Below are 26886 nucleotides of genomic sequence, written 5' to 3'. Positions count from 1 at the left end.
AAAGCCGCAAAACAGTGAAGCTTGTCACTCTCATCATCGGAACCAAGGTCCCTAGAGAGCCGATATGCTAGCGTTCGTACGTCGAAACGACCAAACCGCCCGCATATCTCTTCAGATATCATCAATGTCAAAGAGCATGAGACAAAAACAAACCGAGCCGCCAGAACTTCCAGCGCACCCGCCCGCATCATCTCCAGAATTTCCGAACCTTCTGCTTCAACCCGCTTCCGCTTCGTTCCGCTTCCGTCCAGTCCGTCGCGTCTCCGCTTCGGTGAGGCGGTATTTACGGAGAGAGCCCCGAACCCGCAAGAGGAAAAATCGCCCTCCCGAGGAACTTTCGCGAAAAATTCTGCCGGTCCCCGTCCGGCACACGGGCACGGTCAGGGCGTCATACAGCGCCGACCCCTTGCCTGCTTGGCTTTTTCGAGGGCGGAACAGGGTTCGACGCAGCAAGCGGTGCAGGTGAAATTTTCGCGTCTCCCCTGCGTGGATCCATCATGCGCAAGGGAGGTGACGGTGGCATGACGGTCTTTCTGCCCCCCGAGCCCCGGAATCGACCCCGACTCGCCCTCAACCGCGAGTCGCCGCCGAGTCGCGGCCGGGGAGGCCGCTCGCTGCGGCGCCGGGACACGGGGTAAGGCGCGGCTCCCCAGTTTAGGTTGGGCCGCGGCGTTTTCTGCGCCTGCCTTCCCACAGGACGACCGATGCTCTCCTCTCTCCCGCAAGACAGCAGCTCCGTGCCGACGAGCCCGCATAATCATGGCCGGATGCCGACCCGGCGGCTGCCGCAAGCGCGCGAGGCCTCGGGGGGGCGCCAGACGGGCGGAAGGTTGGAGACCTTTGGCCTCTGGCTGCGCGATCACCAGCGCGTCGTCTCCTGGCTGCAGTGGAGCATCGTCGTCCTCTATGCGCTTCTGGTGATCCTGCCGGCGCTCGCGATCGCCGACGGCGGAGGGCAGCTCTGGTCGGGCACCGCCCGGATCATCCTCTGGGGGATCTGGTGGCCGGGGGTGCTGCTTTCGATCCTGCTGTTCGGGCGGCTCTGGTGCGGGGTGCTCTGCCCAGAGGGAACGCTGACGGCCTTTGCCTCGCGCCATGGCAGGGGGCGGGCGATCCCGCGCTGGATGCGCTGGCCGGGCTGGCCCTTCACCGCCTTTGCGCTGACCACCGTCCATGGCCAGATGATCTCCGTCTACGACCACCCGCGCCCTGCCCTGCTGATCCTCGGCGGCTCGACACTGACGGCGCTGATCGTCGGCTTCACCTATGGGCGCGAGAAGCGGCTTTGGTGCCGTTACCTTTGCCCGGTTGGCGGGGTCTTCGGGCTGCTGGCCAAGCTCTCGCCGCTCTGGTTCGCCGTCGACACCGCCGCCTGGGACCGCTGCCCGCCGGAGCGCGCGCGGGGCCAGCGCTTCACCTGCGAGCCGATGGTGCCGGTCCGCACGATGGACAGCGCCTCCCCCTGTCACATGTGCGGCCGCTGCGCCGGGTTCCGGGATGCGGTGCGGCTGGAAGCGCGACTGCCGGGAGCGGAGATCGTGACGGGCGGCGGGCGCGGGGCGACGGGCTGGGACAGCCTGCTGATCGTGGCGGGGCTGGTCGGCCTCGTCCCGGCGGCGCTGCACTGGCCGGTCAGCCCGTGGTTTCAGGCGCTGCGGCAGGCGATGGAGAAGCTGGTGCAAGGGAGTGAGTGGGCGCAGGCGACCGCCCCCTGGTGGCTGCTGACCAACCAGCCAGCGGAGCAGCATGTGGTCAGGCTGGTCGAGGGGGCGGCGATGCTGGCCTATCTCGGGGGGATGACGCTGCTGCTGGCGCTGGCGACCGCCCTGCCGCTGGCGGCGGCGACGCGGGTGCTCGGGCCGTGGCATTGGCAGCGATTCCACCTGCTGACCCAATGCCTGCTGCCGGTGGCGGCTCTGGGGGTGATTGTCGGCCTGACGCTCCGGACCGAGAGCCTGCTGGGCCTCGAGGGAATCGCCGCGCTGCGCCTGCCGCTCCTCTGGCTCGGTGCGCTCTGGTCGGGGTCGCTGATGCTCCTGTCGCTGCGCCGCGATCCGGCATCGCGCCCTCGCCGCCTGCTGGCCCTGACTATTGCTGCATTTTCTTTGGCCGCGCCGCTCACCGTCTGGGGGCTGCGTTTCGCGCTATGGTAAGACGCGGCGGAGCATCTGGCAGGCCCCTACAACCTATGGGCGACAAACCCTATCATTGTTGAAACTGTTTCGCTTTCAGCAACGACGCGTTTCCGGAAAGCCCCGGAACGTCAGGCGCCCGCAAGACTTCCCCTCCTACATTTGTATAACAATCTTTATGACCGAACCTTTATCCAGAGCGCATCCCCTGCCCCGGGGGTGCGCTCTTTTCCTTAGCCGATGAGCCAGTAGCGGATCACCATCGCCACGCCGCTGACCGCCAGCACCCCGGCGATCCAGAGGCCGACGAACCACAGAAGCCGTTTCGTCCAGCCTTCCGCCATCAGTGATACCCTTCCTCGGGGTCGATCTTGCCGCGGAACACCCAATAGGCGTAGCCGGTGTAGATCAGGATGATCGGGATCAGCACCAGCGCCCCCCAGAGCAGGAAGCTCAGGCTCTCGTCCGGCGCCGCCGCTTCATCGATCGTCAGGGCAAAGGGCACGATATGCGGGTAGAAGCTGATGCCCACGCCGATGAAACCGAAGGCGAAGAGCCCCAGCGCGCAGACGAAGGGCTGCCAGTCCGGCCCCTGCGTCAGCCCGCGCCACAGAAGCCAGGCGGTCCCGGCCACCAGCACCGGCACGATCACGCTGAAGCTCGCGGTCGGCCAGCTGAACCAGCGCTCGAGGTAGTCGTAATGCAGGAAGGGCGTCCAGAGGCTGACGCCGCCCATCGCCGCCAGCGTGCCGAACAGCGCCAGCCGCGCTTGGTTCTGCGCTTCCATCCGCAGCACGCCTTCGGTCTTCAAAATCAGCCAGGTCGCACCCAGGAGCGCATAGCCCACGACCAGCGCCGCCCCCGTCGCCAGCGAGAAGGGCGTCAGCCAATCCCACCAGCCTCCGGCATAGGCGCGGTTCTCCACCTCGATCCCCTGCACCAGCGCACCCAACGCCACGCCCTGCGCGAAGGTCGCCAACAGCGAGCCGCCGAAGAAGGCGATGTCCCAGCGGCGGCTGCCGGTCTCGGTCCGCCAGCGGAACTCGAAAGCCACGCCGCGGAACACCAGCGCCAGCAGCATGATGATCAGTGGCGCATAGAGAGCGGGCAGGATGGTGGCATAGGCCAGCGGAAACACCGCGAGCAGCCCGCCGCCGCCCAGCACCAGCCAGGTCTCGTTGCCATCCCAGATCGGCGCGACCGAGTTCATCATCACGTCGCGGTCGTGCTTCTCGGGAAACAGCGGGAAGAGGATGCCGACGCCGAGATCGAAGCCGTCCATGACGACATAGGCCAGCACGGCGAAGGCGATGATCCCCGCCCAGATGAACGGCAGGTCAAACTCCATGCTGATGCTCCTTCATGCGATCGGGGTTGGCAGGGCCGGGGGTGATGCCATGGGTCCGCAGCGGCGAATCCACCAGATCGTCCTCGTCCACCGTCGGCAGCCGTTTCATCAGCCGCAGGATATAGGCGACGCCCGTGCCGAAGATGGCGAAGTAGACGACGATGAAGGCGAGGAGCGAGGCTCCCACTGCAGGGGCCGAAACAGGCGCCACGCTCTCCGCCGTCAGCAGATGGCCGTAGACCGTCCAAGGCTGCCGCCCCACCTCGGTCGTCACCCAACCCGCCAGCACGGCGACGAAGCCCATCGGCCCCATCAGCAGCGCGAAGCGGTGCAGCCCGCGGCTGTCGTAGAGTCTGCCGCGCAACCGGGCATAGAGCGCCCAAGTCCCCAGCCCAAGCATCGAGAAGCCGAGCAGGATCATCAGCCGGAACGACCAGAAGACGATCTCCACCGGCGGCTGATGCTCGCGCGGGATGGTGTCGAGCCCGGCCAGCGGCGCGTTCAGATCGTGCTTGAGGATCAGCGAGGAAAGCTTGGGGATCTCCACCGCGTAATGCACCGTCTGCGCGTCGCGGTCGGGCAGGCCGAACAGGATCAGCGGCGCGCCCTCGGGATGGCTCTGGAAGTGGCCCTCCATCGCCATGACCTTGGCCGGCTGATGCTCCAGCGTGTTCAGCCCGTGCATGTCGCCCGCGATGATCTGCAGCGGCGCGACCACGACGATCATCCCCATCGCCATGGCGAACATCCGCCGCACCTCGGGCCGATGCCCGTCGCCGCGCAGGAAGTGCCAGGCGGCGGTCGCACCCACGACGAGGGCGGTGGTCAGATAGGCGGCCAGCACCATGTGCAGCAGCCGGTAGGGGAAGGAGGGGTTGAAGATGATCTCGAGCCAGTTCAGCGGCACGAACTGTCCCACGTCGTTGACGCCGAAGCCGACGGGCGTCTGCATCCAGCTGTTGGCCGAAAGGATCCACGTCGCCGACAGAAGCGTGCCGACCGCCACCATCAGCGTCGCGACCATATGCAGCCCCGGCCCGACCCGATGCCTGCCGAACAGCATGATCCCCAGGAACCCTGCCTCGAGGAAGAAGGCCGTCAGCACCTCGTAGCCCATCAGGGGCCCGATCACCGGCCCCGCCCGGTCGGAGAACACCGACCAGTTGGTGCCGAACTGGTAGGACATCACGATGCCCGAGACGACGCCCATGGCGAAGGAGATGGCGAAGATCGTTTTCCAGAAGTCGAAGAGCTTCTCGTAGACCCAGTTGCCGGTCTTGAGAAACAACGCCAGCAGCACCGCCAGATAGCTCGCGAGCCCGATGGTGAAGGCGGGGAAGACGATGTGAAAGGAAACCGTGAATGCGAACTGGATACGCGCCAGCAGCGTGGCGTCAAAACTCTCGAACATGGGTCAGCCTCGTCCTTTGCAGTCCGGGAACCGGGCGATGCCGATCAAGTCGCATCGCAGCGGATGGTTCCGTCAGATGCGTCCGCTCTCATGGCGGCGCATCCCAAAGGTGTATCTCACGCGCATGATATCCAGCGAAAGGACCTGCGACAGAATGGCACAACCATCTGGCGCCGCGAAAATATTGGCGCGGGCGGCTCAGGCCGCCGCACTGCCCGCAGTGTCCAGCCGCGCGATCAGCGCCAGAACCTCGGACCCGGCAACCGGCGGGCTGAAGAAATAGCCCTGCCCCGAGTGGCAGCCCATGGCCCGCAACTCCTCCATCTGCATTCGCGTCTCCACCCCCTCGGCTGTCGTCGTCACCCCAAGGCTCTGGCCCAGCTCGACCACGGCGCGAACGATGGCATTGGTCTGCGCGTTCTTCGACATGTCGGCGACGAAGCTGCGGTCGATCTTGATGTTGTCGAAAGGGAAGGTGCGCAGATAGCTGAGCGAGGAATAGCCGGTGCCGAAATCGTCCATGGCGATCCGCACCCCCAGCCCGCGCAGCGCGTGCAGCACCTCCAGCGTCTCGGCGATGTTCTGCATCAGCACGGTTTCCGTCACTTCGAGCTGCAGCCGCGCCGCCATGATGCCGCTCGCCTTCAGGCTGCAGGCCACCGCATCGACCAGACCGTGCCGCCGGAACTGCACCGGCGAGAGGTTCACCGATACCGCGATATCGTCGGGCCATTGCGCCGCCGCCATGCAGGCCTCGTGCAGCACCCATGCCCCCATCGGCACGATCACCCCGGAATCCTCGGCCAGAGGGATGAACTCCACCGGCGGCACCGGACCGCGCTGCGGATGGGTCCAGCGCAGCAGCGCCTCCATCCCGCTGACCCGCCCGCCCTCGAAGGTGACGAGCGGCTGGAAGGCGAGGCTCAGTTCACCCCGCGCCAGCGCCTTGCGCAAATCCGCGCGCAGGATCTGCTTGCCCTGCACCTGCGATTCCATCCCCGGCTCGAAATAGCGGCAGATGCCGCGCCCGTCGGCCTTGGCGCGATAGAGCGCCACATCCGCATCCTTGATGATGTGATCGACCCGCGCGGTGGAATCGCTGGCCATGGCGATGCCGATGCTGACGCCGACCACCACCGGGCGTCCGTCGATCACATAGGGCTCGCTCAGCGAGGCGATCAGGCGCAGTGCCAGCTCCTCGGCATCCTCGCGCTGTTTCAGCCCGGTCTGGATCACCGCGAATTCGTCGCCGCCGAGCCGCGCGATCTGGTCGCCGTTGCGCACGCACGCGCGCAGCCGCTCCGCCGCCTCCACCAACAGCCGGTCGCCTGCCGGATGGCCCCAGGTGTCGTTCACCGACTTGAACTCGTCGAGATCGAGGAACAGCAGCGCCGCCTGCGAGCGTGCCGTCGCCTGTTGCAGCGCCTCGTCCAGCTGCTCGCGCAGCATGGAGCGGTTGGGCAGCCCGGTCAGATGGTCGTGCTGCGACAGATACAGCAGCTGATCCTGCGCCTCGCGCCGACGGCTGACATCGCGGAAGAAGATCGACACGCCATCGACGGAGGGGAAGACATGCATCTCCAGCCAGATGCCGAGCTGGGCGTGCAGTTCCTCGAACTGCACCACCTCCTGCCGCGCCACCGCGCCGCGCACCCGCGCCTCGAAGATGTTGTTGTCACCCGGCAGCGCCGTCCAGATGCTGGAGCCGATCACCTCGCCCGTCAGCGACATCATCTCGGCCGCCCGCGCGTTGAGGAAGCTGATCCGCCAGTTGGCATCCAGGATGATCACGCTGTCCGTCGTGCTCTCCAGCACCGACGACAGCCGCCGCGCGCTTTCCTCGACGACGCGGCGCGACTCCTCCAGCGCGTCCTGCGCCGCCTTGGCATCGGTCACGTCGCGCGCCGTCGACAGCAGCCGCAGCGGCGTTCCGTCCGGCCCGGGAATCGGCGTCAGGCTGATCTCCCACCAACGCGGCCTGCCCTTCACCGTCGGGCAGGTGGCGGTGAAATTGGCCACCCCGCCGGCCCAGGCCGTGCGCATCGCCTCCAGCACATCCTCGCGCGAGTCGTCGGGCCAGAGATCGACCCAGAGCCGCCCCTGCTCCAGCGAGAAATCATTGATCCCCATCATCTCCATGCCGGGCCGGTTCATGAACTGCAGCCGCCCCTCGCGGTCGATGACCTCGACGCAGTTGGTGCTGCTGTCGAGGATGCTGTGGGCGAAGGCCTCGCTTTCGCGCAGCGCCGCCTCGGCCGTCACGCGCTCGTGAATATCCTCCACTGTGCCGTACCAGCGGATGAGCCTGCCGTGCGAATCGAGCCGCGCCTGCGCCCGGGTGCGGACCCAGCGGAAGCTGCCGTCGGCCACCCGCAGCCGGTGCGTCACGTCATAGGGTTTGCCGGTCTCCAGGCACTCGGCCCAAGCCGCCTGCGTGCGCGCGGCGTCGTCGGGATACAGACAGCGGACCCAACCGCCCGCATGCGCCTCTTCCGGCGTCATCCCGGTCAGCTCCAGCCAACCCGCATCCATGTCGAGGCTCTCGCCGTTCGGATCCTCGGTCCAGGCCACCAGCGGGCTCAACTCCACCGCGTGCCGGTAATGCGCATAGCTTTCATGCAGCGCCGCCTCGAGCGCCTTGCGTTCGGTAATGTCCTGACAGGCGCCGTTCACCTTGGTAACGCGACCATCGATCGTCTGCACCGGCGCGCCGGTGGTCCAGAAGGTCCGCTCCGTCCCATCGAGCGCGATGAGCCGCATCTCCATCTGCAGCGCGATCCCGTCGCGCAGCATGCGGATAAAGGCAGTATCGACCTCCAGCCGGTCGTCCGGGTGAACCATCTCCAGCATCCGCGGCAGCGTCAGCACCAGCTTGCGCTCGGGGTCGCCCAGAAGCTCATGCACGTTGCTCGACATCTTGAAGGTCTGCGTCGCGCCATCGAGTTCCCAGTAGCCGACCCGCGCAAAGCGCTTGATCGCACCCCAGAGCTCTTCCCGCTTCTCGATCAGGCTCTTCTGCTGCTCCATCCGCGCCAGAGCCGCGAACAGCAGGAAGGACATCGGCGCGGTGATGATGATCGACACCAGCCCGGCAGCCACCATCGCCCGGTCCACCGGCACATCCGAAAACAGCGGCACCACGAGAGCCGTCACCACCCGCGCCGCGACATAGGCGAAAGCCGTTGCAAGGAACGAGAAAGCCACCACGCGGCGGTGTCCGATCACCCGACCGGCCGGCAAACCTGTCATCGTCAGTTCCCCTCTCGTGATTGCTTGCGCAACGACCTCACACCCTTTCGGTATTAGGGCGCTTGGACGAAATAATCGCAACTTCAAGGCGTTTATGTGGCCTGAACAGCGACGATATTACGCAACCTTAACGAGCATAAACCGAATCACATAGGCATAATTTCCTGCCCTTTCCATCGGATAGGCAGAGAGACTCGAAATAGGTCTTTGAGTCTGCGAGAACTGTCGAAAACGGGCCGGTTTCGGGCAGCCCTGCTCCCGGAAGCGCCTGCCGGGCCCGCGCGGCTGATTTTGCAGCGTTCCGCTGCAGACCAGCGCAGGCGCCAGCGGCAGGCGCTCCTGCCGCAGGTCTTGCATCTCCACCCTAGGCGGGGGTCCCCACCTCGGAGCCCTGACCCGGAGCGGCCTGCATCAGGGCATCATAGATCATGTGGAGAAGATCGGCCTCTTCGGGGCTGTGCAACTTGCGCAGCTTGCCCAGAGCGATGCCCTGATCTTCGGCTGCCTGTTCAAAATCGAAAACTTGCGCGTTCGCAGATCCTGATACTGACATGTCATCCTCCCCAGTCTGACGGGTTCGTTTTAGCACAACTCGGTGGCACTGGTCATTTCAAAGATTCTTAAACGGAGTATTAAGAGGCGTTCCAAATCGCGTAATACCAATGCGTCCTTTGCGCGCGCTTCCCTCAAGCCCGAATACCCGCGCCTCCCGTATGACGATGAAACGCGCATCCACGGTCTGCGGCCCCTGCCCGTCCGTGGTCGCGTGAAGAACGCGGCAGGCGCGAAAACGATCCCGAAAAATCCACGGAACGGGCGAAGCCCCGCCAGACACTTGATGAGCTCCTGCCCGATTCCCTTGCTTGCCGCGCAATCTGACACTATATCACGTCAGACAGAGTGGAGGCCGCCATGCAACTGAACAGTTTCGCCGAATCGGGCCAGTTTGCCCCGGCGCGGATCGCCGAAGCCCTGCGCACCACCCGCGACGAGGTGGCGCGCACGGTAGGGCTGGGCCGCGACGCGGTGATGCGCCCTGACCGGATCGCCAGCGCCAAGACCCAGAAGCGCCTGCGCGAGATGGTCGAGATCCTGAACCGGGTCGAGCCGCGCTTCGGCTCGGCGCTGATCGCCTATGCCTGGTATCGGTCGGAGCCGCTGTCGGGCTTCGCCGGGCTCACCGCGATGCAGCTCGTGCGCGAGGGGCGTGCGGCCGAGGTGATGGATTACATCGACGCGGTGGATGCGGGCATCCATGCCTGAGGCGTGATGCGCTACCGCGGCCTGCTCTACCGCGCGCTCAACCCGATCCGGGCGCGCGAGCCGCTCTCGGGCGAAGGCGCCCGGCTGCATGGCGGGCGCTTCAACCCCAAGGGCGTGCCCGCGCTCTACACTTCGTTGTCGGTGATGACGGCGCTGCGTGAGGCCAACCAGATCGGCAGCCTGCAGCCGACGACCCTGGTAAGCTACGAGGCCGATCTCGGCCCCGTCTTCGACGCCGCCGACGAAACCGCCCTCGCCCGCCGCGGCATGAGCGCCGCCGCCCTTGCCGCGGATGACTGGCGCCTCGCCATGCAGAAGACCGGCCGCGCCCCGACACAGGCCTTCGCGGAACAGCTGATGGCGGAGGGCTTTGCCGGGCTGCAGGTCCGCAGCTTCGCGCCCGGCGCCACAGCCGACAGCCTCAACCTCGTGCTCTGGAGCTGGGGGCCGGACCTGCCAGCCCGGCTCAGACTGATCGATGACGAGGGGCGGCTTGCCTGAGCCTGTCAGATCGTCATCTGCTGGCCCATCTCGACCACGCGGTTCGAGGGCAGGCAGTAGAAGTCGGTCGCATCCGCTGCCGACTTGGTCATGGCGATGTAGATCCGCTCCTGCCAGTTCGGCAGCCCCTGCCCCCGCGCCGAGCGGAAGGATCGGCGGTTGAGGAAGAAGGAGGTCGACATGATGTCGAACTTCTCACCCTGCTTGCGCGCCAGCGTCAGCGCCCTGGGCACGTTCGGCTGCTCCATGTAGCCGAAGGTCATGCGAACCTTCACGAACTCCTCGCTCAGCCGCTGGATCACCAGCCGGTCGGCGTCGCGGACCGTGGGCGTCGGCGCGACGCCCACGGTGACGATGAAGTTCTGTTTGTGCAGCACCCGGTTGTGCTTGAGATTGTGCATCAGCGCCGAGGGCGCCATGTCCGGGTCGGAGGTCAGGAACACCGCCGTCCCCGGGCAGGTGATCGGATGCGACTTCTTCAGCATCCCCATCAGCGTCTCGACCGATACCATCCCCATCCGCGCCTTGCGCTGCACGTGCGCCGTGCCCCGCACCCAGGTCCACATCAGCAGGCAGATCGTCAGCGCCATCAGGATCGGCACATAGCCGCCATCGGCGATCTTCGTGGCATTGGCGGCAAGGAACAGCAGTTCCAGCGTCAGGATCGGCGCGACAACGGCGACGACCAGCACCAGCGGCCATTTCCACGCCTTGTAGAACAGCACGAAGGCCAGAACCGAGGTGATCACCATGTCCCCCGTCACCGCGATGCCATAGGCCGCTGCCAGATCCGAGGAACTGCCGAAGGCCAGCACCAAGAGGATCACCCCCACGGCGAGGATCAGGTTCACCTTGGGCAGGTAGATCTGGCCGTATTGCGTCTCCGAGGTGTGCTGGATCTCCAGCCGGGGCAGCAGCCCCATCTGCGTCGCCTGCTGCATCATCGAGAAGGCGCCCGAGATCACCGCCTGGCTGGCGATGACCGTGGCGGCGGTGGCGAGCAGCACCAGCGGCAGCAGCGCCCAGCCCGGCGCCATCAGGAAGAACGGGTTGCCGGCGGTCTCGGGATGCGACAGCACCAGCGCCCCCTGCCCCAGATAGCTGAGCGTCAGCGAGGGAAACACGAGGACCGCCCAGGCCATCCGGATCGGCCTGCGCCCGAAATGCCCCATGTCGGCGTAAAGCGCCTCGCCCCCGGTCACCGCCAGAAACACCGACCCCAGCACGATCAGCGAGGCCAGCCCGTTCTCGAACAGGAACCCCAGCGCATGAACCGGGTTCAGCGCCGCCAGCACCCGCATGTCGTCGCCCATGTGCCAGAGCCCCATGCCCGCCATGACCAGAAACCACACCGTCATGATCGGGCCGAAGAAGGCCGAGACCCGCTCGGTGCCCTGATACTGTGCGAAGAACAGACCGGCGATGATCACCAGCGTCGTCGGGATCACGAAGGGCTGGAAATGCGGCGCCACCAGCGACAGCCCTTCGACCGCAGACAGCACCGACATCGCCGGGGTGATCATCGCATCGCCGAAGAACAGCGAGATCCCCACCACGCCGATCCCCAGAAGCCAGGCCGGACGCCGCTTCATCGCCTGCTGCACCAGAGCGACGAGCGACAGCGTGCCACCTTCGCCCCGGTTGTCGGCGCGCATGATCAGCAGGACGTATTTTACCGACACGATCAGGATCAGCGTCCAGACCAGCAGCGAGATCACCCCGATCACCTCTTCGGGCCGCAACCCGTCCCGCCCCGCCGCATGCAGCGACTCGCGCAGCGCGTAGAGCGGGCTGGTGCCGATGTCGCCATAGACGACGCCGATCGAGCCGAGGACGAGTTTCCAGCCATGCCCGGGCACAGGGGCCGCCGCTGCGTGAGGCGTGGCCGGCGTTTCCGCAGGTGCGGGACTGGATTCGGTCATGGGCTCACGCTGCGGTGGTTCAAGCGCGGGGTTATAGGCCTGCGCCCCCCGTGCGGCAAGGCTCGCCCCGTTGCCGCCGCGACAGGATGGCAGCGGTCGCGCGCGCTGCTTGAGTTTTGGATGGAAGGATGGTCAGAAGACGGAAGGGAGACACAGACATGACCTTGCTCGACCAGACGCTTGCCCAGCTCGCCGATCCGTTCCGCATCGGCCTCATCGTGGCGCTGATCATCACCGCGATCCGCACCGAGGCCGCGACGGGAAAGGTGATCCCGCTGATCCTCGGGGTTCTGTTCATCGCGGTGATGATCCCGATGACCACCCAGGCCGACGCATCCGAGCCAGTCTGGCTGCTGGCCGCGACCGGCATCGTCGCCAACGCGATCCTGCTCGCCATGGCCCTGGCGGTCTGGTCGCTGGTGCATCGCTTCCGCCGCTAGGCCTGCGGCTGCAGCAGGCGACGCACCTCGTCGCGCAACGCCCGCAGCTCGAAGGGCTTGGTGATGAAGCCGTCTGCGCCGAAGGACATCCCCTTCTTGCGCTCCGCCGCAGAGCCGCGCGCCGTCATGATCACGATCTTGATCGCGTTCAGCGCCGGGTCGAGCCGCACGTCCTGGCAGATCTCGTAGCCCGAGACCTCCGGCAGCATCACGTCGAGCAGCACCAGATCGGGTCGGGTGTCGCGGATGCGCTGCATCGCCTCGCCGCCGCTGGCCACCCGGTCGTGGCGCAACCCCTCGCGCAGCACGACATATTCCAGAGCGGCGGCAATGCTGTCGTCATCCTCGACCACCAGCACCTGCTGCACCTTCGATCCGACCGCCATCAGCTGTCTCTTTCGCTCATTGATCCGCCGGGCACAGGGCATCGTCGATGCCTTGGGCGTGAGGGACCCGTCAACAGCGGGGCAGGCAGAGTGGGGCAGGCCGGGATAGCCCGGCCTGCCCCAGTTCGCTCAGCGCGTGGTCTTCAGCGCGTCATCCGCAAAGATGCTCTTCTTGTGCGTGCCACCCGGCACGAAGATCGTGCCGATGATGACGGTCATCACGGCGACCACGATCGCATACCAGAGGCCGGCATAGATGTTGCCGCTCTGGGCCGAGATCGCGAAGGCGGTGGCCGGAAGCAGGCCGCCGAACCAGCCGTTGCCGATGTGGTAGGGCAAGGACAGGCCGGAGTAGCGGATGCGGGTCGGGAACAGTTCGACCAGCATGGCGGCGATCGGACCGTAGACCATCGTCACGAGGATGATGAGATAGGTCAGCGTCGCGACGATCGTCAGCTTCTGCGCGGTGAAGATGTCGAAGAAGTTGTCGGCCTTGGCCACGGTGGTGTTGTTCGCGGCCACCAGCGGATAGCCCGCCGCCAGCAGCGCGTCGTTCACGCCCTTCTCGAAGGTCGCCTTGGCGGCCTTCAGCTCGTCGCCCGTCAGGGCGGCGGCGTCATAGGACGGGATCACCGTCTCGCCGATCGACACTTCGGCAGTGCTGCCAGCCGGGGTTTCCGCCGAGACATAGTTCACCGAGCTCTTGGCAAGCAGCGCCTTGGCGATGTCGCAGGAGGAGGTGAACTTGGCCGTGCCGGTCGGGTTGAACTGGAACGAGCAGGTTTCCGGGTCGGCCGAGACGGTGACGGTGGTCTGGTGCGCGGCATAGAGCGCCGGGTTCGCGGTCTTCGTCAGGAACTGGAACACCGGGAAGTAGGTGATCGCCGCGATCAGGCAGCCCGCGAGGATGATCGGCTTGCGGCCGATCTTGTCGGACAGCGAGCCGAAGAACAGGAAGCCGCCGGTGCCGAGGATCAGCGACCATGCCACCAGCACGTTGGAGGTGAAGCTGTCCACCTTGACGACGTTCTGGATGAAGAACAGCGCGTAGAACTGGCCCGAGTACCAGACCACGGCCTGACCGGCGGTGAGGCCGAACAGCGCGATCAGCGCGATCTTGGCGTTGCGCCACTGGCCGAAGGCCTCGCGCAGCGGTGCTTTCGACTGGGCACCCTCTTCCTTCATCTTCTTGAAGGCCGGGCTCTCGTTCATCTGCAGCCGGATGTAGAGCGAGGTCAGCAGCAGGAAGATCGAGCCAAGGAACGGGATGCGCCAGCCCCAGGCGTTGAAGGCCTTCATCATGGCCGGGGTGCCGTCGGCGTTCATCGTCGCCACACCGGCGGCATCGAGCACCGGCTGGTCGGGATAGTTGCCGTTCACATAGCCCTGCACCAGCAGGATGACGATCAGCGACAGCAGCAGGCCGAGCGTCGCCGTGGTCTGGATGAAGGCGGTGTAATAGCCGCGACGGTTGGCCGGCGCATGTTCGGCCACATAGACCGCCGCACCGCCATATTCACCGCCGAGCGCCAGACCCTGCAGCATGCGCAGGATGATCAGGATGACCGGCGCCGCCACACCCCAGGACTGGTAGCCCGGCAGCAGGCCGACGAGGAAGGTCGAGAAGCCCATGATCAGAATGGTGGCGAGGAAGGTGTACTTCCGCCCGATCAGGTCGCCCATCGCCCCGAACACCAGCGCGCCGAAGGGGCGCACGATGAAGCCCGCGGCGAAGGCCAGCAGCGCGAAGACGTTGCGCGTGGCTTCGGGGAAGGCGGTGAAGAACTGCGCGCCGATGATCGCCGCGAGCGAGCCGTAGAGGTAGAAATCGTACCATTCGAAGATGGTGCCCGCGGAAGAGGCGAGGATGACCTTCCTCTCTTCCCGGGTCATCGGACGCGAGCGGTTGAGCCCCTCGTCCATTGAGATGTTCGCCATTGAGCTTCCTCCATGCTGTTCCGGCCACGGCGGGCCAGTTGACTGTCCGATCGCACGACCCCTGATCCGCACCCGTCAGCGGGATTGAGATCCCTTCCCCGGCGAAATGGCCGGGGTGGGCGTGTTTCGCGTCACGCTTGCGCGATCCGCCTCCCCTCGTTCCTTGCCCGGGGGTCAGCCGGGCGAGGTCTCGCTTATGCCGAGACGCGCCCCACGATCCGGTGCAGGGCGTCGGCGATCTCGTCGATGGCTCCCATCGCGTCGATCCGTTCCAGCACGCCGCGCGCCTCGTAATAGGCGATCAGCGGTGCGGTCTGTGCGTGGTAGGCGACAAGCCGCGCTCCCACGGTTTCGGCAGTGTCGTCGGCCCGGCGCTTGAAGGCCGTGCCGCCGCATCGGTCGCAGCGGCCCGCATGGGCCGGCTGCTTGAAACTGTCGTGATACCCCTCACCGCAAGTGGCGCAGGTGTAGCGCCCGGCCACCCGGGCAACCATCGCGGCATCGTCCACCTCGAGGCTGATCGCCGCGGTGACCTCCTGCCCCGCCTCGGCCAGCAGCGCGTCCAGCGCCGCCGCCTGCCCGTCGGTGCGCGGAAACCCGTCGAGGATCACACCGGCCCGCACGTCGGGCTCGGCCATCCGCTCGCGCAGGATGGCCAGCACGATCTCGTCCGAGACGAGCTGCCCCGCCTCCATCACCGCCTTGGCGGCAAGCCCCGCCGGGCTGCCCGCAGCCACCGCCGCGCGCAGCAGATCGCCGGTCGAAAGCTGCACCAGCCCGAAGGCCTCCTCCAGCCGGCGCGCCTGCGTCCCCTTCCCGGCACCCGGCGGCCCGAGCAGGATCAGCACGGCCGGGCGGGTGAGCGTGTCGGCCATGCCCGCCATCGGTCAGCTCCCGGACTTGCGGTTGGCAATCAGGTCATCGACCACCGACGGATCGGCCAGCGTCGAGGTGTCGCCCAGCGAGCCGAAGTCATTTTCGGCGATCTTGCGCAGGATGCGCCGCATGATCTTGCCCGAGCGGGTCTTGGGCAGGCCCGGCGCCCACTGGATGATGTCGGGCGAAGCGATCGGGCCGATCTCGGTCCGCACCCATTTCACCAGCTCCTTGCGCAGGTCCTCCGAGGGCTCGACCCCGTTCATCAGCGTGACATAGGCGTAGATGCCCTGCCCCTTGATGTCGTGCGGATACCCCACCACCGCGGCTTCGGCGACATGGACATGCGCCACCAGCGCCGATTCCACCTCTGCCGTGCCCATCCGGTGCCCCGAGACGTTGATCACGTCATCGACCCGCCCGGTGATCCAGTAATAGCCGTCCGCATCGCGGCGGCAGCCGTCGCCGGTGAAGTAGTAGCCCTTGTATTGCGAGAAATAGGCTTCCTCGAAGCGCTCGTGGTCGCCCCAGAGCGTGCGCATCTGCCCCGGCCAGCTGTCCGAGATGCAGAGCACACCTTCGGTCGCGGTCTCTTCCTTCAGCTCTGCCGTCGCCGGGTCCAGCACCACCGGCTTCACCCCGAAGAACGGACGGCTCGCCGCGCCGGGTTTTACCGGCGTCGCGCCCGGCAGGGGCGTGATCATGTGGCCGCCGGTCTCGGTCTGCCAGAAGGTGTCGACGATCGGGCATTTGCCCTTGCCGACATGGGTGTTGTACCAGTTCCAGGCCTCGGGGTTGATCGGCTCGCCGACCGAGCCCAGCAGCTTCAGCGAGGAGAGATCGTATTTCTCCACCCACTCCGGCCCCATCCCCATCAGCGAGCGGATCGCCGTCGGGGCGGTGTAGAACTGGTTGACCTTGTGCTTCTCGCAGACCGCCCAGAACCGCCCGGCGTCCGGGTAGGTCGGCACGCCCTCGAACATCAGCGTCGTCGCGCCATTGGCCAGCGGCCCGTAGACGATGTAGCTGTGCCCGGTCACCCAGCCCACATCCGCAGTGCACCAGAAGATGTCGCCGTCATGGTAGTCGAAGCTGATCTGATGCGTCATCGCCGCATAGACCAGATAGCCACCCGAAGTATGCAGCACGCCCTTCGGCTTGCCGGTCGAGCCGGAGGTGTAGAGGATGAACAGCGGATCTTCCGCGTTCATCTCCTGTACCGGGCAGTCGGGCGAGGCCTGCGCCATCAGCGCCTTCACATCCACGTCGCGCCCGTCGACCCATGTCGTCTGCTCGCCGGTATGCTTGACCACGAGGCAGCGCACCCGGTCCGAGCAATGCAGCAGCGCGGCGTCGGTGTTCGATTTCAGCGGCGTCCGCTTGCCGCCGCGCGGGGCGTAATCGGCGGTGATCACCACCTTGGCCTGGCTGTCGTTGATCCGGTTGGCCAGCGCGTCGGGCGAGAAACCGGCGAAGACGATGGAATGAATCGCGCCGATCCGGGCACAGGCCAGCATGGCAAAGGCGGCTTCCGGGATCATCGGCAGATACATCACCACCCGGTCGCCCTTGCGCACGCCCTGGCTCACCAGCACATTCGCCATGCGGCAGACCTGATCGTGCAGCTCGGCATAGCTGATGTGGCGCGCCGGGGTATCGGGGTGATCCGGCTCCCAGATGATCGCCGTCTGATGCGCGCGGGTCCGCAGGTGGCGGTCGATGCAGTTGTGCGCGACGTTCAGCGAGCCGTCCTCGAACCACTTGATCGAGACATTGCCGAAGCTGAAATCGGTGTCCTTCACCTTGGTGTAGGGCTTGATCCAGTCGATCCGCTTGCCCTCGCGCCCCCAGAAGCCCTCCGGGTCGGCGATCGATTCTGCGTACATGCGGCCATAGGTGTCGGCATCGACATGCGCCTTGGCGACGAACTCTGCCGAGGCGGGATAAACCGCCTGCGTGTGACCATGATCCATATTGTCCCCCCGCTTACACTTTGGCGCCGCGCCCGACTGGCTACGCACCGCACTCTCGCCAAGAGCTTACCGCATTTGTGAATAAGTTTGTAACTCTTTTTATTCATTGGCTTTTACTGTCAACAAATTTACCGGAGCGACGCATGATGTGTAAATCATGTTCACCCGCACTGGCTTTTCCCGCGCCTTATCAATTTGCTATGCCTTCACAACCACGTCATCTGAATGTCGGATTTACGGGAATACTGCCCTGCGGCCCAAATCCTGAGCACAAGATAGATTATTCGGCAGGCCGGTTGAATCTTGCGCAGCGACCCGATCCGGCGCCATGATTCGCCGCGGAGGATCACCGAGAGCGCAAGGTGACGCAGGGACGACCGGGCCGCGAAAGTTGACAGATGTCAACGCCGCCGCCCCTCGCCCCCCGCTAGGCTTGTCCCGGTTCGCGCGCCCGGGAAAGGAGCGGTCATGAAACTCGCTGTGCTGAGCGATATCCACGGCAATCGCGAAGCATTCTCGGCGGTGCGCGCCGACATGGCCACCCGCCAGATCGACCGGGTGGCGATCCTGGGCGACATCGTGGGCTATGGCCCCGATCCCGGCTGGTGCACGTCCGAAGTTATGGCCCTGGTCGCGGCGGGGGCGCTCTGCGTCAAGGGCAACCACGATTCCGCCATCGACACCCTGTCCGAGACGATGAACCCCGTCGCCCGCACCGCCATCGACTGGAGCCGCGAGCGGCTCGACCAGAGCCAGCGCGCCTTCCTCGCCGCCCTGCCGATGACCGAAACGCTGGACGACATCCTCCTGGTCCATGCCAGCGCGAACGATCCGGGCGACTGGATCTATGTGACCAGCGGCCAGAAGGCGATGCCCTCCTTCCGGGTCAGCAAGGCCCGGGTGATCCTCTGCGGTCATGTGCATGTTCCGGCGTTGATGACCTGTGATTTCTACGGCGGCGTACGCGAGCAGCGCATTCCGATGGGCCTGCCGGTGCCGCTGATCCGCTCGCGCCGCTGGCTCGGCGTGGTGGGCTCGGTCGGCCAGCCGCGCGACGGCACGCCCCGGGCGGGCTATGCCGTGCTCGACACCGACCGCAACGAACTGACCTTCCGCCGCGTGCCCTATGACCACGCAGCCACCGCGCAGAAGCTGCGGGCGGCGGGTCTTCCCGAATCCCTGGCCGTCCGGCTGATGCGAGGAGAGTGACAGATGATGCTGCGACCGCATGCGGGGCTGGAGATCGACGGCTTCCGGCTGGGCGAATGCCTGCACAAGGGCGGCTTCGCCACGATCTGGGAGGTGACGCATCCGCTGTTCCGCACCCCGATGGTGATGAAGGTGCCGACCATCCTCGACGGCTACGACGCTCCTACCATCGTCGGCTTCGAGGTGGAGCAGATGATCATGCCCCGCCTCACCGGCCCGCATGTGCTGCGCGTGATCGCCGAGGGCGATTTCGCCACCATGCCCTATATCGTGACCGAGATGGTCCCCGGCCAGTCCCTGCTCGAGGTGTTCAAGACGGCCCCCCGCCCGCTTTCCGAGGTGATCGAGCTTGCCGCCCGGATGACCGAAGCGGTCCACGAGCTGCACAAGCAGCATGTGGTGCATCTCGACATCAAGCCCGACAACTTCCTGCAGCGCCCGACCGGCGAGATGGTCTGCATCGATTTCGGCCTCTCGCGCCACGACGAGCTGCCCGACCTTCTGTCGGAGGAGTTCACCATTCCGATGGGCACCTTCCCCTATATCGCCCCCGAGCAATACCTGCGTCAGCGCAACGACCTGCGCAGCGACATCTTCGCGCTCGGCGCGATGATCTACGAACTGGCGACCGGGAAGATGCCCTTCGGCAAGCCCGAGCGGCTGAAAGGGGTGCGCAAGCGGCTCTGGCGCGACCCGGTGCCGCCGCGCGCGCTGGACCGGATGATCCCGGAATGGCTGCAGGAGATCATCCTGCGCGCCATCGAGGTGGACCCAGCTGACCGCTATCAGTCTGCGGCGCAGATGCTGTTCGACCTGACGCATCCGGCGCAGGTCAAGCTGACAGCGCGCAGCCACAAGCAGGCGCGCGACGGGTTCTGGACGGTGCTCGGGCGCTGGCGGAAGATGCGCAAGGTGACAGGCTTTGCCGCACCGCCGAGCATTTCGGTGCAGATGCAGAAGGCACCGATCCTGATGGTGGCGGTCGATCTCTCCTCCGACATGGAGACGCTGGCGCAGCAGTTGCTGCATTCGCTGCAGCGGATGCTGGTGATCCAGCCCGACGCACGGGTGGCTTGCGTCAACGTCATCCGCACGGCGCGGATCGGCCTAGATCAGGCGACCGACGAGAACGGCGATCACGTCCATGTCTCGCGCCTGGTCGCTCTGCGGGCCTGGGCCGGAGAGCTCGACCTTCCGGAAGACCGGCTGACCTTCACCATTCTGGAGCATACCGACCCGGGCAAGGCCATTGTCGACTATGCCGCCAAGAACAACGTGAGCCACATCCTGATGGGCGCGCGCAGCCATTCGCTGAGCCGGCGCTTCCTCGGCTCGGTCTCCAGTCAGGTGGTGGCGGAAGCGCCCTGCAGCGCGACGGTGATCCGGCTGCCGCAGGCGCGCGAGACCGAAGCGATCGAACTAGCCGAGGTCAAGACGGCGCCCTGACTCCCCTGCCCTAGGCGACGCGGTCGAAGATTCCCGGCTCCAGATCTTCCCAGAAGGCGAAGATCGCCCGGGCGTTCAGCGCCGAGGCCCAGCCGTGGCGGGCAAAATCCTCGCGCTCCAGATCGCCATCGAGCTGGCGCAGGAAGAGCCGCCGGTCGGCATCGCGCTGCGTCGGGTTGCGCGCCTCGGCCATCGCGCGGACCCGCGCCATCCGCTCGGCCCGCTCGCGGCGCTCGGCAGCGACGGCGGCCTCGCGTTCGGCCTCGGCCCGGGCCTGCGCCTCGGCGGCGGCTTGACGGCGGGCGGCGGCCTCCACCGCCTCGGCCGAGGGTTCGGGTGCCGGGCTCGCCGTGCCGTAATCGTCGCGCAGCGCCGCCGAAAGATAACGCACCGGCGAGGCGACAGCCCCCTGCCCCGCCACATAGTCGAGCTTCTCGGCCACATAGGGCTCGCCATGTTCGGCGATCCATTGCCGCGCCAGCCGGTCGCCCACCCCGAGCGCGATCAGCCGCAGATAGACCGGAGAGCTACGCGAGCCTTCGCCGTCGTCGATCTCGAACATGGCGAGCTGCGGGTTCTCCTTGATGAGGAAGCGGATCTCGGTGACCACGCGGCCCATCTTGCGGAAATCGGGGGTCAGCAGAATGTTTGAGGTCTTGTTCACCTCAGCCACCGCCGGCTTGATGATCTTGGCGTTCAGCTGCTTGAAGTTCTCGTAGTAGGCCGAGTCTTCAACTCCCATCAGGCGGCGGAAGAGATCGATCGGCCACCAACCTGTCGAGCCGGTCCGGACGAACCGAAAACAATTTTCATAGAGCGCCAGCGCATGCCCGCTGGTGAAGCGACGCTGGATGTTGAGGTTGATCAGCGCAAAGACCTTGGGGTCGTGCAGCTTCTCCGCCAGCGCCGGCGAATAGGCGTATTCGCAGATCCCGCCGGAGAGTTTCGCATAGGAGAGCAGCGACGAGACACCCCACTCCTGCCGCCCCTTCTGGTCGAGCATGTCCCATTCCGCAACCGTCTCGGCCAGACTGCGCAGCGAGGCCTTCAGCGTCTCCATGTCATTGGAGTTGTAGCCGATCATCAGGCAGAGGGTGCGCGCGTCGATACTGTGCTTGGGACGGCTGATCAGATGGTCGTAGGCATTGAGCAGGAGCACGTTCGACAGCTTTCGCTGCAAGAGCGTCAGCTTGCCTGAGACATGGATCGCCGCGACATTCTTCTTGACCGAGCCCCGCCTGAGCGCGCCCGTCAGCCCCTCGCGGGGAATATCCTCGGCGGTTTCCGCCCTGCTTCGGCCAGCGATCTTCTGCGCCATGCCCTGCCCTTTTCTGCTCAGGTCCAGCATGCCTCAAAAGGCACCCATCCTCAAGATGTCTAGAGGTACCCATCTACGGGTTTGAGCTTTCCCGCAGACGGGTACCTTTGGCGGGCTGCGTGCTCGGCATGAGAAGATTGCTCCCGCAGGTGGGTCCTAAAGGTGCCGGATGGGGGCGGAGGAGCGCCCTGGGAGAGTCGGGAGGCGGCAAATCGGGTCGATTTGACCTCCGAACAGGGCTCCCGGACTCGGGTTCCTGCTCCCCCGGAACCGGATACCGCACGTCCTGCAAACGGGTCCCTCAGGCCCTGTATCCGGGCACCTGTCTTCCTGTAACCGGGAACCTATATGCAGGTAACCCTATGATACGTAGGCATTATCCTCGGTCAAAGATTCTATAGATCCTAAAGACTCTACAGCCTTTCTGCCGTGCGTTCTGAAGAGTTTGCCAGGGAAAAGCGCGGGTTTCGCGTGCGAAACCGGACGATGTGGCGTCTCAAGGCGCCGAATTGAACTCACCGATTCACATGGGTGCCCCGATGTGCCATAGTTCGCCGCGTAAGCATCGAAATGCGTGACATTCACCAAAGGCAACCGCATGACGCGAAAGTCCGACTTCCCCTTGCCGCCCTATTTCAACCTCGACCCGGCGGCGGCGGCGGCCAAACTCGGCAACCCGGTCGACACCGCCCGATTCGCCAAGGCCGCCGCCTTCTGTGGCCGGGGGCGCGACGATCTTGCCCGCAAGGGCTATGCGCCCGACGGCAAGAAACGGCTGCGGAAGTTCTCCACCTGGGAGATCTGCCGCTATCTGATTCCCATCGCATCCTCGCATCTGCGGCGGGTGCTGCGCAATCATCCGGAGCTGCCGCAGGGCGAAGGCGAAGGCGGGGCCAAGTGGTTCACGCTGGAGGAGGTTCTGGCGCTGCGAAACCATTTTGCGGAGGAAGGTGCGACGACGAAGGAGTATCGCCCCTACCGACCCAAGGGCCTGCCGGCCAAGGTGGTGGCGGTCGCCAACTTCAAGGGCGGCGTCGGCAAGACCTCGACTGCGGCGCATCTCGCCATGTCGGCGGCGCTGGATGGCTACCGGGTGCTGGTGATCGATCTCGACAGCCAAGGGTCGATGACCTCGATCATGGGCGGTACCGTGGCTGACGAGTGGCAAACGGTGTTCCCGCTGCTCGCCAAGGATTACGCCACCTCGGTGATCGAAGAGAACGAGGTGCGGGCGGCACGGGGCGAGGCCCCCCTGCCCCTCGACGAGACGCTGACCGAGGCAATGAAGATCACCGCAGCGGATGTGGTGCAGAAGACCCACTGGCCCAACATCGACCTGATCGGCGCGCAGCTGAACCTCTACTGGGCGGAGTTCCAGGTGCCGGTCTGGCGGATGATGCTGCGGCGCTGGCCGCTGTGGGACGCGCTGACGGGGTTCCTTGATCGCGAGGGGCTGCTCGATCAGTATGACATCATCATGCTCGATACGCCTCCTGCTCTTGGGTACCTGACGATCAACGCGCTGGCCGCGGCGGACATTCTTCTGGTGCCGCTTGGCGCGTCCTTTCTGGAGTTCGACTCGACGGGGCGGTTCTTCGACATGCTCTATTCGACCTTCGCCAGCATCGAGGACGGCGAGAATTCGGCGCGGCGTGCGGCGGGCCTGCCGGAGATGAAGTTCGAGTGGGATGTGGTGCGGGCGCTGATCACCCGTTTCGATGCGAACCAGCAGACTGACCTCGCCAATGTGGTGCAGGCGTATTTCGGCGATTTCATGAATGCCTATCGGCAGGATTTCACCGCACTGGTCGGTCAGGCCGGCGAGCAGGTCAATGGCATCTACGAGGCGGATTACCGCGACTTCAATCGCGAGACCTATGTTCGGGGACGCGAAACCTTCGACCGCACCTATGCCGAGTTCAAGGAGATCCTGATCGGCTCGTGGTGGCGGGATCAGGCAATGATGGAGAAGGAGGCCGGCAATGGCAAAGCGCAGACGGCTTGAAGCCCCTTCGGCGGATGAGCTGAAGGAGATGGAGTCGGGTTTCGCGCGCGAAACCCCCGCGTCCACCAGACCGCCAATCGCCCAAGTCGCGGCGGACGCGGCCTCGCTGTCGATGCCGCTGCCCACGGCCGACCGCGCCGCTGCCGCGCGCGATGCCAGCGACGCCGGGCGCCTGCGCCGGGCCGAAGCCGAGGGGCTGTTGGTGCTGGAGATCGCACTGGCGGAGATCGTTGCGGAAGAGCTGACCCGCGACCGGCTGCGCGTCGATGGCGAGGAAATGGACGAGCTGCGCGCGTCGATCAAGGCGCATGGGCTGCGGCTGCCGGTCGAGGTCTTCGAGCGGGAAGGGACCGGCGAACGCTACGGGCTGATCTCGGGTTGGCGGCGGCTGTCGGCAATGCGGCAGCTGCATGCCGAGACGGGCGATGCGCGCTATGCCACGATCCGCGCGCTCCTGCGGCGGCCGGGGGATGTGTCTTCAGCCTATGTGGCGATGGTGGAAGAAAATGAGATCCGCTCCGATCTGTCGCATTACGAGCGGGGGCGGATCGCGGCGCTGGCGGCGGGGCAGGGTGCCTTTGCCTCGGTGGAAGAGGCGGTCGATACGCTGTTCCATGCCGCCTCGAAGTCGAAGCGGTCGAAGATCCGCAGCTTTGCGGTGATCCATGAAGAGCTGGGCGACATGCTTTCCTTCGCCGCATCGCTCGGGGAGCGGGCGGGGTTGCGCTTGGCGCAGGCGCTGCGTGCTGGTTACTCGGGGCCGCTGCGGCAGGCCTTGGCCAGCGGGCAAGGGATGGACCCGGTGTCGGAATGGGCGTTGATGGAGCCGCTGATCAAGGCCGCCGAGGGGCGGGCACCAGACCCGGCGCGGGGTGGGCGGCCTGTTCGGAAGGAGCCGGGGCTGCCCAAGGAGGTGAGTTTCGATGTGGAGAAGGACGGGAAGGGCTTTGCCATCCGGTTTCAGGGCGAGGATGTGGACGAGGCGCTGATGGCGCGGATTATGGGGGAGCTGCGCAAGCTCTGGCGGGGATAGTTTCGCGCGCGAAACCTGCGAAACGCGCAGGTTTCGCTGTTCCTTGAGGGGCTTCCATGATAGAAAACCGGGGTGTCATACGGCGTATCCTTGGCCCCTTTCCGCGCGGATTCAGGCATATCTCTCAGAGGCATAGGCTTTAAATGCGCAGGAAATCGCTGGAATTGCGATGACTGCGCGAAGTTGTCCATCGGGCGTTGCGGTAGTTGCGAGGAAGACGGATCCGCCTGACGGCCTTCTCTCCCGCGGTGTCACTGCCCCCCCCTGCGAAGACGTGTCGCATATGCCACTGCCGGGTGGGTCACTCAATCGCTCACCTTTACAAGGAGCGCGCTGTCCGGAGTCGGCCGATCATCCGGCCACCTGGCTTGAAGGCGCTGGAATCTTCGCCAGATTTGGCGAGATGCGGGAGATCCTTGTGCACAGCCCGCTCTCCGCAGGCATATTGCCCAAAACATTTCCCGCAGACTCGCTAAATTGGCCGCCAGCGCAAAGAGGAGCGGGCGGGCATGAAGGTTGTGGTTCTCGGGGCCGGGGTCATCGGTGTCACTTCGGCGTGGCAGCTGGCCAAGGCCGGGCATGAGGTGACGGTGATCGACCGGCAGCCGGCGGCGGCGCTGGAGACCTCCTTTGCCAATGCGGGCGAAATCAGCCCCGGCTATTCCTCGCCCTGGGCCGCGCCCGGAATTCCGCTGAAGGCGCTGAAGTGGATGTTCATGGAGCACTCGCCGCTGATCATCCAGCCGCGCCCCGATCCGGCCAAGATCCGCTTCCTGTTCCAGATGCTCGGCAACTGCACCTCCGCCGCCTATGCGGTGAACAAGGCGCGGATGGTGCGGCTGGCGGAATATTCGCGCGACTGTCTTACCGAGGTTCGCGCCGAGACCGGCATCGGCTTCGACGAGCGACAGCAGGGGACGCTGCAGCTGTTCCGCAGCCAGAAGCAGCTGGATGCCGCGGGCAAGGACACCGAAGTGCTGCGCGAGGGTGGGGTGCCGTTCGAACTTCTGGACGTGGCGGGCTGCCTTGCCGCCGAGCCGGGGCTGCGCGATGCGGCTGGAAAGATCGTCGGCGGCCTGCGTTTGCCGAAGGACGAGACCGGCGATTGCTTCAAGTTCACCCAGGGACTTGCCGATCTGGCCAAGGGGCTGGGCGTGCGCTTCCGCCATGGGGTGCGTATCGGGCGGCTGATCCAATCCGGCGGGCGGATCAGTTCGGTGCTGACCTCGGAAGGCGAGATCACCGCCGATGCCTTCGTCGTGGCGCTGGCCAGCCATTCGCCGCGGCTGCTGGCCCCGCTGGGGATGAAGTTGCCGGTCTATCCGTTCAAGGGCTATTCGATCACCGTGCCGATCATCGATGCGAGCCGCGCGCCGGTGTCCACCGTGATGGACGAAAGCCACAAGATCGCCATCACCCGATTGGGCGACCGGATCCGGGTCGGCGGCATGGCGGAGCTTGCGGGCTTCGATCTGTCTCTCAGCGAAAAGCGCAAGCGGACGCTGGTGCATTCGGTGGAGGATCTCTTCGGCGGGGCAGGGGACCAGTCGAAGGCGAGCTTCTGGACCGGGCTGCGGCCGATGACGCCGGATGGCACGCCGGTGGTGGGGCGGACGCCGGTGCCGAACCTGTTCCTGAACACCGGGCATGGCACGCTGGGCTGGACGATGGCGGCAGGCTCGGCGCGGGTGCTGGCCGATGTGGTCTCGGGTCGTCCGACCGAGATCGAGAGCGGTGATCTGGGTTTCGAGCGCTATCTGCCGGGTCGGCGCGCCAAGGGGCAAGGGTTCCGGCTGCAGCCCGTCGCGGGCTGACCGGGGCTTCACCGCTGGTCGGGCTGCCGGGCCTCCGCCTCTGCCAGAAGCGCGCCGGCGCGCGCCAACTGCGGCCAGAGCGCCGCCACCGACTGCGCGGGGCCGGGCGCGTCGCCGGCGAGCCAGCGATCGATCGCCAGGCGCACCGCCTCCAGCGCGCTCAGCGCAAGAAGCCGCAGCACCAGCGGGTCTTCCTCGGGCAGGCGGGCGGCGAGGATCGCCACCAGCCGGTCCTTCAGCTCGCGCATCGAGGTTTCATGCAGGGCGAGCAGACGCGGATTTTGCTGCCCGAGCCCGGCGGCGGCGGCGAGCACCGGGCGGTCGGCCTCGAGCCCGGCGATCAGGGTCTGCATCAGCCGCCCGAAATCCTCCGAGAAACTGCCTGCCTTGCCGACGAAGGCCGCGGCCTCCACCTCGCCGAAGCTGGGCGGGTGACCGATGACCGCGGCTTCCTTGTTCGGATAGTAGTTGAAGAAGGTGCGCGGGCTGATGCCGGCCTCGGCGCTGATCATCTCGGTGGTCACCGCTTCCAGCCCATGCGCATTGGCCAGACGGATGGTGGCCATCTGGATGTCTCGGGCGGTCTGGCTGCGGCGGCGGGAGCGGAGCGGGGAAATCATCC

20 protein-coding genes are annotated in these 26886 nt (G+C 65.9%); 9 read left to right on the top strand and 11 right to left on the bottom strand.

The annotated features are described in order from the left end of the window. The first annotated feature begins 830 nt into the window (after nt 1-830). Nucleotides 831-2153 (top strand): 4Fe-4S binding protein, encoded by a 1323-nt coding sequence (locus tag AC3A5Z_RS14770; RefSeq protein ID WP_487520107.1) that lies wholly within the window; start codon nt 831-833, stop codon nt 2151-2153. A gap of 322 nt (nt 2154-2475) precedes the next feature. Here the strand turns inward: AC3A5Z_RS14770 and cydB are convergent, their stop codons facing one another. The 4 genes from cydB to AC3A5Z_RS14750 form a co-directional block, all read right to left on the bottom strand. Further along, complete coding sequence (cydB, locus tag AC3A5Z_RS14765) at nt 2476-3480, bottom strand: cytochrome d ubiquinol oxidase subunit II (protein WP_487520106.1); 1005 nt, start codon at nt 3478-3480, stop codon at nt 2476-2478. Next, complete coding sequence (locus AC3A5Z_RS14760; protein WP_487520105.1) at nt 3470-4891, bottom strand: cytochrome ubiquinol oxidase subunit I; 1422 nt, start codon at nt 4889-4891, stop codon at nt 3470-3472. Before AC3A5Z_RS14760 ends, cydB begins: the two co-directional genes overlap by 11 nt. 198 nt (nt 4892-5089) lie before the next feature. After that, nucleotides 5090-8140 (bottom strand): EAL domain-containing protein, encoded by a 3051-nt coding sequence (locus tag AC3A5Z_RS14755; protein ID WP_487520104.1) that lies wholly within the window; start codon nt 8138-8140, stop codon nt 5090-5092. Nucleotides 8141-8504: 364 nt separating this feature from the next. Continuing rightward, nucleotides 8505-8693, bottom strand: coding sequence for a hypothetical protein (locus tag AC3A5Z_RS14750; protein WP_487520103.1), 189 nt, complete (start codon nt 8691-8693; stop codon nt 8505-8507). A gap of 359 nt (nt 8694-9052) precedes the next feature. Here AC3A5Z_RS14750 and AC3A5Z_RS14745 point away from each other — a divergent pair, with 359 nt between their 5' ends. Continuing rightward, entirely contained in the window at nt 9053-9403 is a 351-nt protein-coding gene (locus tag AC3A5Z_RS14745) for an antitoxin Xre/MbcA/ParS toxin-binding domain-containing protein (RefSeq protein ID WP_487520102.1), read from the top strand. 6 nt (nt 9404-9409) lie between these two features. Continuing rightward, nucleotides 9410-9904 (top strand): RES family NAD+ phosphorylase, encoded by a 495-nt coding sequence (locus AC3A5Z_RS14740; protein WP_487520101.1) that lies wholly within the window; start codon nt 9410-9412, stop codon nt 9902-9904. 5 nt (nt 9905-9909) lie between these two features. Here the strand turns inward: AC3A5Z_RS14740 and AC3A5Z_RS14735 are convergent, their stop codons facing one another. After that, nucleotides 9910-11826 carry a potassium transporter Kup gene (locus AC3A5Z_RS14735; protein ID WP_487520100.1) on the bottom strand — a complete coding sequence of 639 codons (1917 nt, stop codon included), beginning with the start codon at nt 11824-11826 and terminating at the stop codon, nt 9910-9912. A gap of 158 nt (nt 11827-11984) precedes the next feature. Between AC3A5Z_RS14735 and AC3A5Z_RS14730 the strand changes: the two genes are divergently transcribed. Then, complete coding sequence (locus AC3A5Z_RS14730) at nt 11985-12266, top strand: hypothetical protein (protein ID WP_487520099.1); 282 nt, start codon at nt 11985-11987, stop codon at nt 12264-12266. On the opposite strand, the gene AC3A5Z_RS14725 is transcribed toward AC3A5Z_RS14730, so the two are convergent. The 4 genes from AC3A5Z_RS14725 to acs all read right to left on the bottom strand — a co-directional run bounded on the left by AC3A5Z_RS14725 (nt 12263) and on the right by acs (nt 17439). Next, the gene (locus AC3A5Z_RS14725) at nt 12263-12652 is read right to left on the bottom strand and encodes a response regulator transcription factor (protein ID WP_487520098.1); all 390 of its coding nucleotides are present in this window, start codon (nt 12650-12652) and stop codon (nt 12263-12265) included. The two genes, AC3A5Z_RS14730 and AC3A5Z_RS14725, sit on opposite strands and share 4 nt — an antisense overlap. Nucleotides 12653-12781: 129 nt before the next feature. After that, entirely contained in the window at nt 12782-14590 is a 1809-nt protein-coding gene (locus tag AC3A5Z_RS14720; protein ID WP_487520097.1) for an MFS transporter, read from the bottom strand. 194 nt (nt 14591-14784) lie between these two features. Continuing rightward, on the bottom strand, nt 14785-15474 hold the full coding sequence (locus AC3A5Z_RS14715; protein ID WP_487520096.1) for an adenylate kinase: 690 nt from the start codon (nt 15472-15474) through the stop codon (nt 14785-14787). 3 nt (nt 15475-15477) lie between these two features. Further along, nucleotides 15478-17439, bottom strand: coding sequence for an acetate--CoA ligase (gene acs, locus AC3A5Z_RS14710; RefSeq protein WP_487520095.1), 1962 nt, complete (start codon nt 17437-17439; stop codon nt 15478-15480). A 468-nt stretch (nt 17440-17907) separates the two neighbouring features. Here acs and AC3A5Z_RS14705 point away from each other — a divergent pair, with 468 nt between their 5' ends. Together AC3A5Z_RS14705 and AC3A5Z_RS14700 are read left to right on the top strand one after the other, a co-directional pair. Further along, the gene (locus tag AC3A5Z_RS14705; RefSeq protein ID WP_487520094.1) at nt 17908-18648 is read left to right on the top strand and encodes a metallophosphoesterase family protein; all 741 of its coding nucleotides are present in this window, start codon (nt 17908-17910) and stop codon (nt 18646-18648) included. Between the two features lie 3 nt (nt 18649-18651). Then, nucleotides 18652-20094: a serine/threonine protein kinase gene (locus AC3A5Z_RS14700; RefSeq protein ID WP_487520093.1), complete on the top strand. Its 1443-nt coding sequence runs from the start codon at nt 18652-18654 to the stop codon at nt 20092-20094. Between the two features lie 10 nt (nt 20095-20104). Here AC3A5Z_RS14700 and AC3A5Z_RS14695 read toward each other — a convergent pair whose 3' ends face one another. After that, the gene (locus AC3A5Z_RS14695; RefSeq protein WP_487520092.1) at nt 20105-21412 is read right to left on the bottom strand and encodes a replication initiation protein; all 1308 of its coding nucleotides are present in this window, start codon (nt 21410-21412) and stop codon (nt 20105-20107) included. A 598-nt stretch (nt 21413-22010) separates the two neighbouring features. Between AC3A5Z_RS14695 and AC3A5Z_RS14690 the strand changes: the two genes are divergently transcribed. From AC3A5Z_RS14690 to AC3A5Z_RS14680, 3 genes are all read left to right on the top strand, one after another. Beyond that, nucleotides 22011-23417, top strand: a complete 1407-nt coding sequence (locus tag AC3A5Z_RS14690; protein WP_487520116.1) for an AAA family ATPase — start codon at nt 22011-22013, stop codon at nt 23415-23417. Next, nucleotides 23395-24450 (top strand): ParB/RepB/Spo0J family partition protein, encoded by a 1056-nt coding sequence (locus tag AC3A5Z_RS14685; RefSeq protein WP_487520091.1) that lies wholly within the window; start codon nt 23395-23397, stop codon nt 24448-24450. Before AC3A5Z_RS14690 ends, AC3A5Z_RS14685 begins: the two co-directional genes overlap by 23 nt. A gap of 509 nt (nt 24451-24959) precedes the next feature. Beyond that, nucleotides 24960-26264 (top strand): D-amino acid dehydrogenase, encoded by a 1305-nt coding sequence (locus AC3A5Z_RS14680; RefSeq protein ID WP_487520090.1) that lies wholly within the window; start codon nt 24960-24962, stop codon nt 26262-26264. Between the two features lie 8 nt (nt 26265-26272). Here the strand turns inward: AC3A5Z_RS14680 and AC3A5Z_RS14675 are convergent, their stop codons facing one another. Beyond that, the gene (locus AC3A5Z_RS14675; RefSeq protein ID WP_487520089.1) at nt 26273-26884 is read right to left on the bottom strand and encodes a TetR/AcrR family transcriptional regulator; all 612 of its coding nucleotides are present in this window, start codon (nt 26882-26884) and stop codon (nt 26273-26275) included. Between the last annotated feature and the right edge of the window lie 2 nt (nt 26885-26886).

Source organism: Cereibacter sp. Soil_C_27 (assembly GCF_057657095.1).
The sequence above is the reverse complement of the archived record's forward strand: the minus strand, read 5'-3'. Positions and strand labels throughout refer to the sequence as shown.

Excerpts from the sequence above, each read along its gene's own strand:
- cydB (WP_487520106.1), bottom strand. The coding sequence starts at position 3,480 with ATGGAGTTTGACCTGCCGTTCATCTGGGCGGGGATCATCGCCTTCGCC.
- AC3A5Z_RS14760 (WP_487520105.1), bottom strand. The coding sequence starts at position 4,891 with ATGTTCGAGAGTTTTGACGCCACGCTGCTGGCGCGTATCCAGTTCGCA.
- AC3A5Z_RS14755 (WP_487520104.1), bottom strand. The coding sequence starts at position 8,140 with ATGACAGGTTTGCCGGCCGGTCGGGTGATCGGACACCGCCGCGTGGTG.
- AC3A5Z_RS14750 (WP_487520103.1), bottom strand. The coding sequence starts at position 8,693 with ATGTCAGTATCAGGATCTGCGAACGCGCAAGTTTTCGATTTTGAACAG.
- AC3A5Z_RS14745 (WP_487520102.1), top strand. The coding sequence starts at position 9,053 with ATGCAACTGAACAGTTTCGCCGAATCGGGCCAGTTTGCCCCGGCGCGG.
- AC3A5Z_RS14740 (WP_487520101.1), top strand. The coding sequence starts at position 9,410 with ATGCGCTACCGCGGCCTGCTCTACCGCGCGCTCAACCCGATCCGGGCG.
- AC3A5Z_RS14735 (WP_487520100.1), bottom strand. The coding sequence starts at position 11,826 with ATGACCGAATCCAGTCCCGCACCTGCGGAAACGCCGGCCACGCCTCAC.
- AC3A5Z_RS14730 (WP_487520099.1), top strand. The coding sequence starts at position 11,985 with ATGACCTTGCTCGACCAGACGCTTGCCCAGCTCGCCGATCCGTTCCGC.
- AC3A5Z_RS14725 (WP_487520098.1), bottom strand. The coding sequence starts at position 12,652 with ATGGCGGTCGGATCGAAGGTGCAGCAGGTGCTGGTGGTCGAGGATGAC.
- AC3A5Z_RS14720 (WP_487520097.1), bottom strand. The coding sequence starts at position 14,590 with ATGGCGAACATCTCAATGGACGAGGGGCTCAACCGCTCGCGTCCGATG.
- AC3A5Z_RS14715 (WP_487520096.1), bottom strand. The coding sequence starts at position 15,474 with ATGGCGGGCATGGCCGACACGCTCACCCGCCCGGCCGTGCTGATCCTG.
- acs (WP_487520095.1), bottom strand. The coding sequence starts at position 17,439 with ATGGATCATGGTCACACGCAGGCGGTTTATCCCGCCTCGGCAGAGTTC.
- AC3A5Z_RS14705 (WP_487520094.1), top strand. The coding sequence starts at position 17,908 with ATGAAACTCGCTGTGCTGAGCGATATCCACGGCAATCGCGAAGCATTC.
- AC3A5Z_RS14700 (WP_487520093.1), top strand. The coding sequence starts at position 18,652 with ATGATGCTGCGACCGCATGCGGGGCTGGAGATCGACGGCTTCCGGCTG.
- AC3A5Z_RS14695 (WP_487520092.1), bottom strand. The coding sequence starts at position 21,412 with ATGGCGCAGAAGATCGCTGGCCGAAGCAGGGCGGAAACCGCCGAGGAT.
- AC3A5Z_RS14690 (WP_487520116.1), top strand. The coding sequence starts at position 22,011 with ATGACGCGAAAGTCCGACTTCCCCTTGCCGCCCTATTTCAACCTCGAC.
- AC3A5Z_RS14685 (WP_487520091.1), top strand. The coding sequence starts at position 23,395 with ATGGCAAAGCGCAGACGGCTTGAAGCCCCTTCGGCGGATGAGCTGAAG.
- AC3A5Z_RS14680 (WP_487520090.1), top strand. The coding sequence starts at position 24,960 with ATGAAGGTTGTGGTTCTCGGGGCCGGGGTCATCGGTGTCACTTCGGCG.
- AC3A5Z_RS14675 (WP_487520089.1), bottom strand. The coding sequence starts at position 26,884 with ATGATTTCCCCGCTCCGCTCCCGCCGCCGCAGCCAGACCGCCCGAGAC.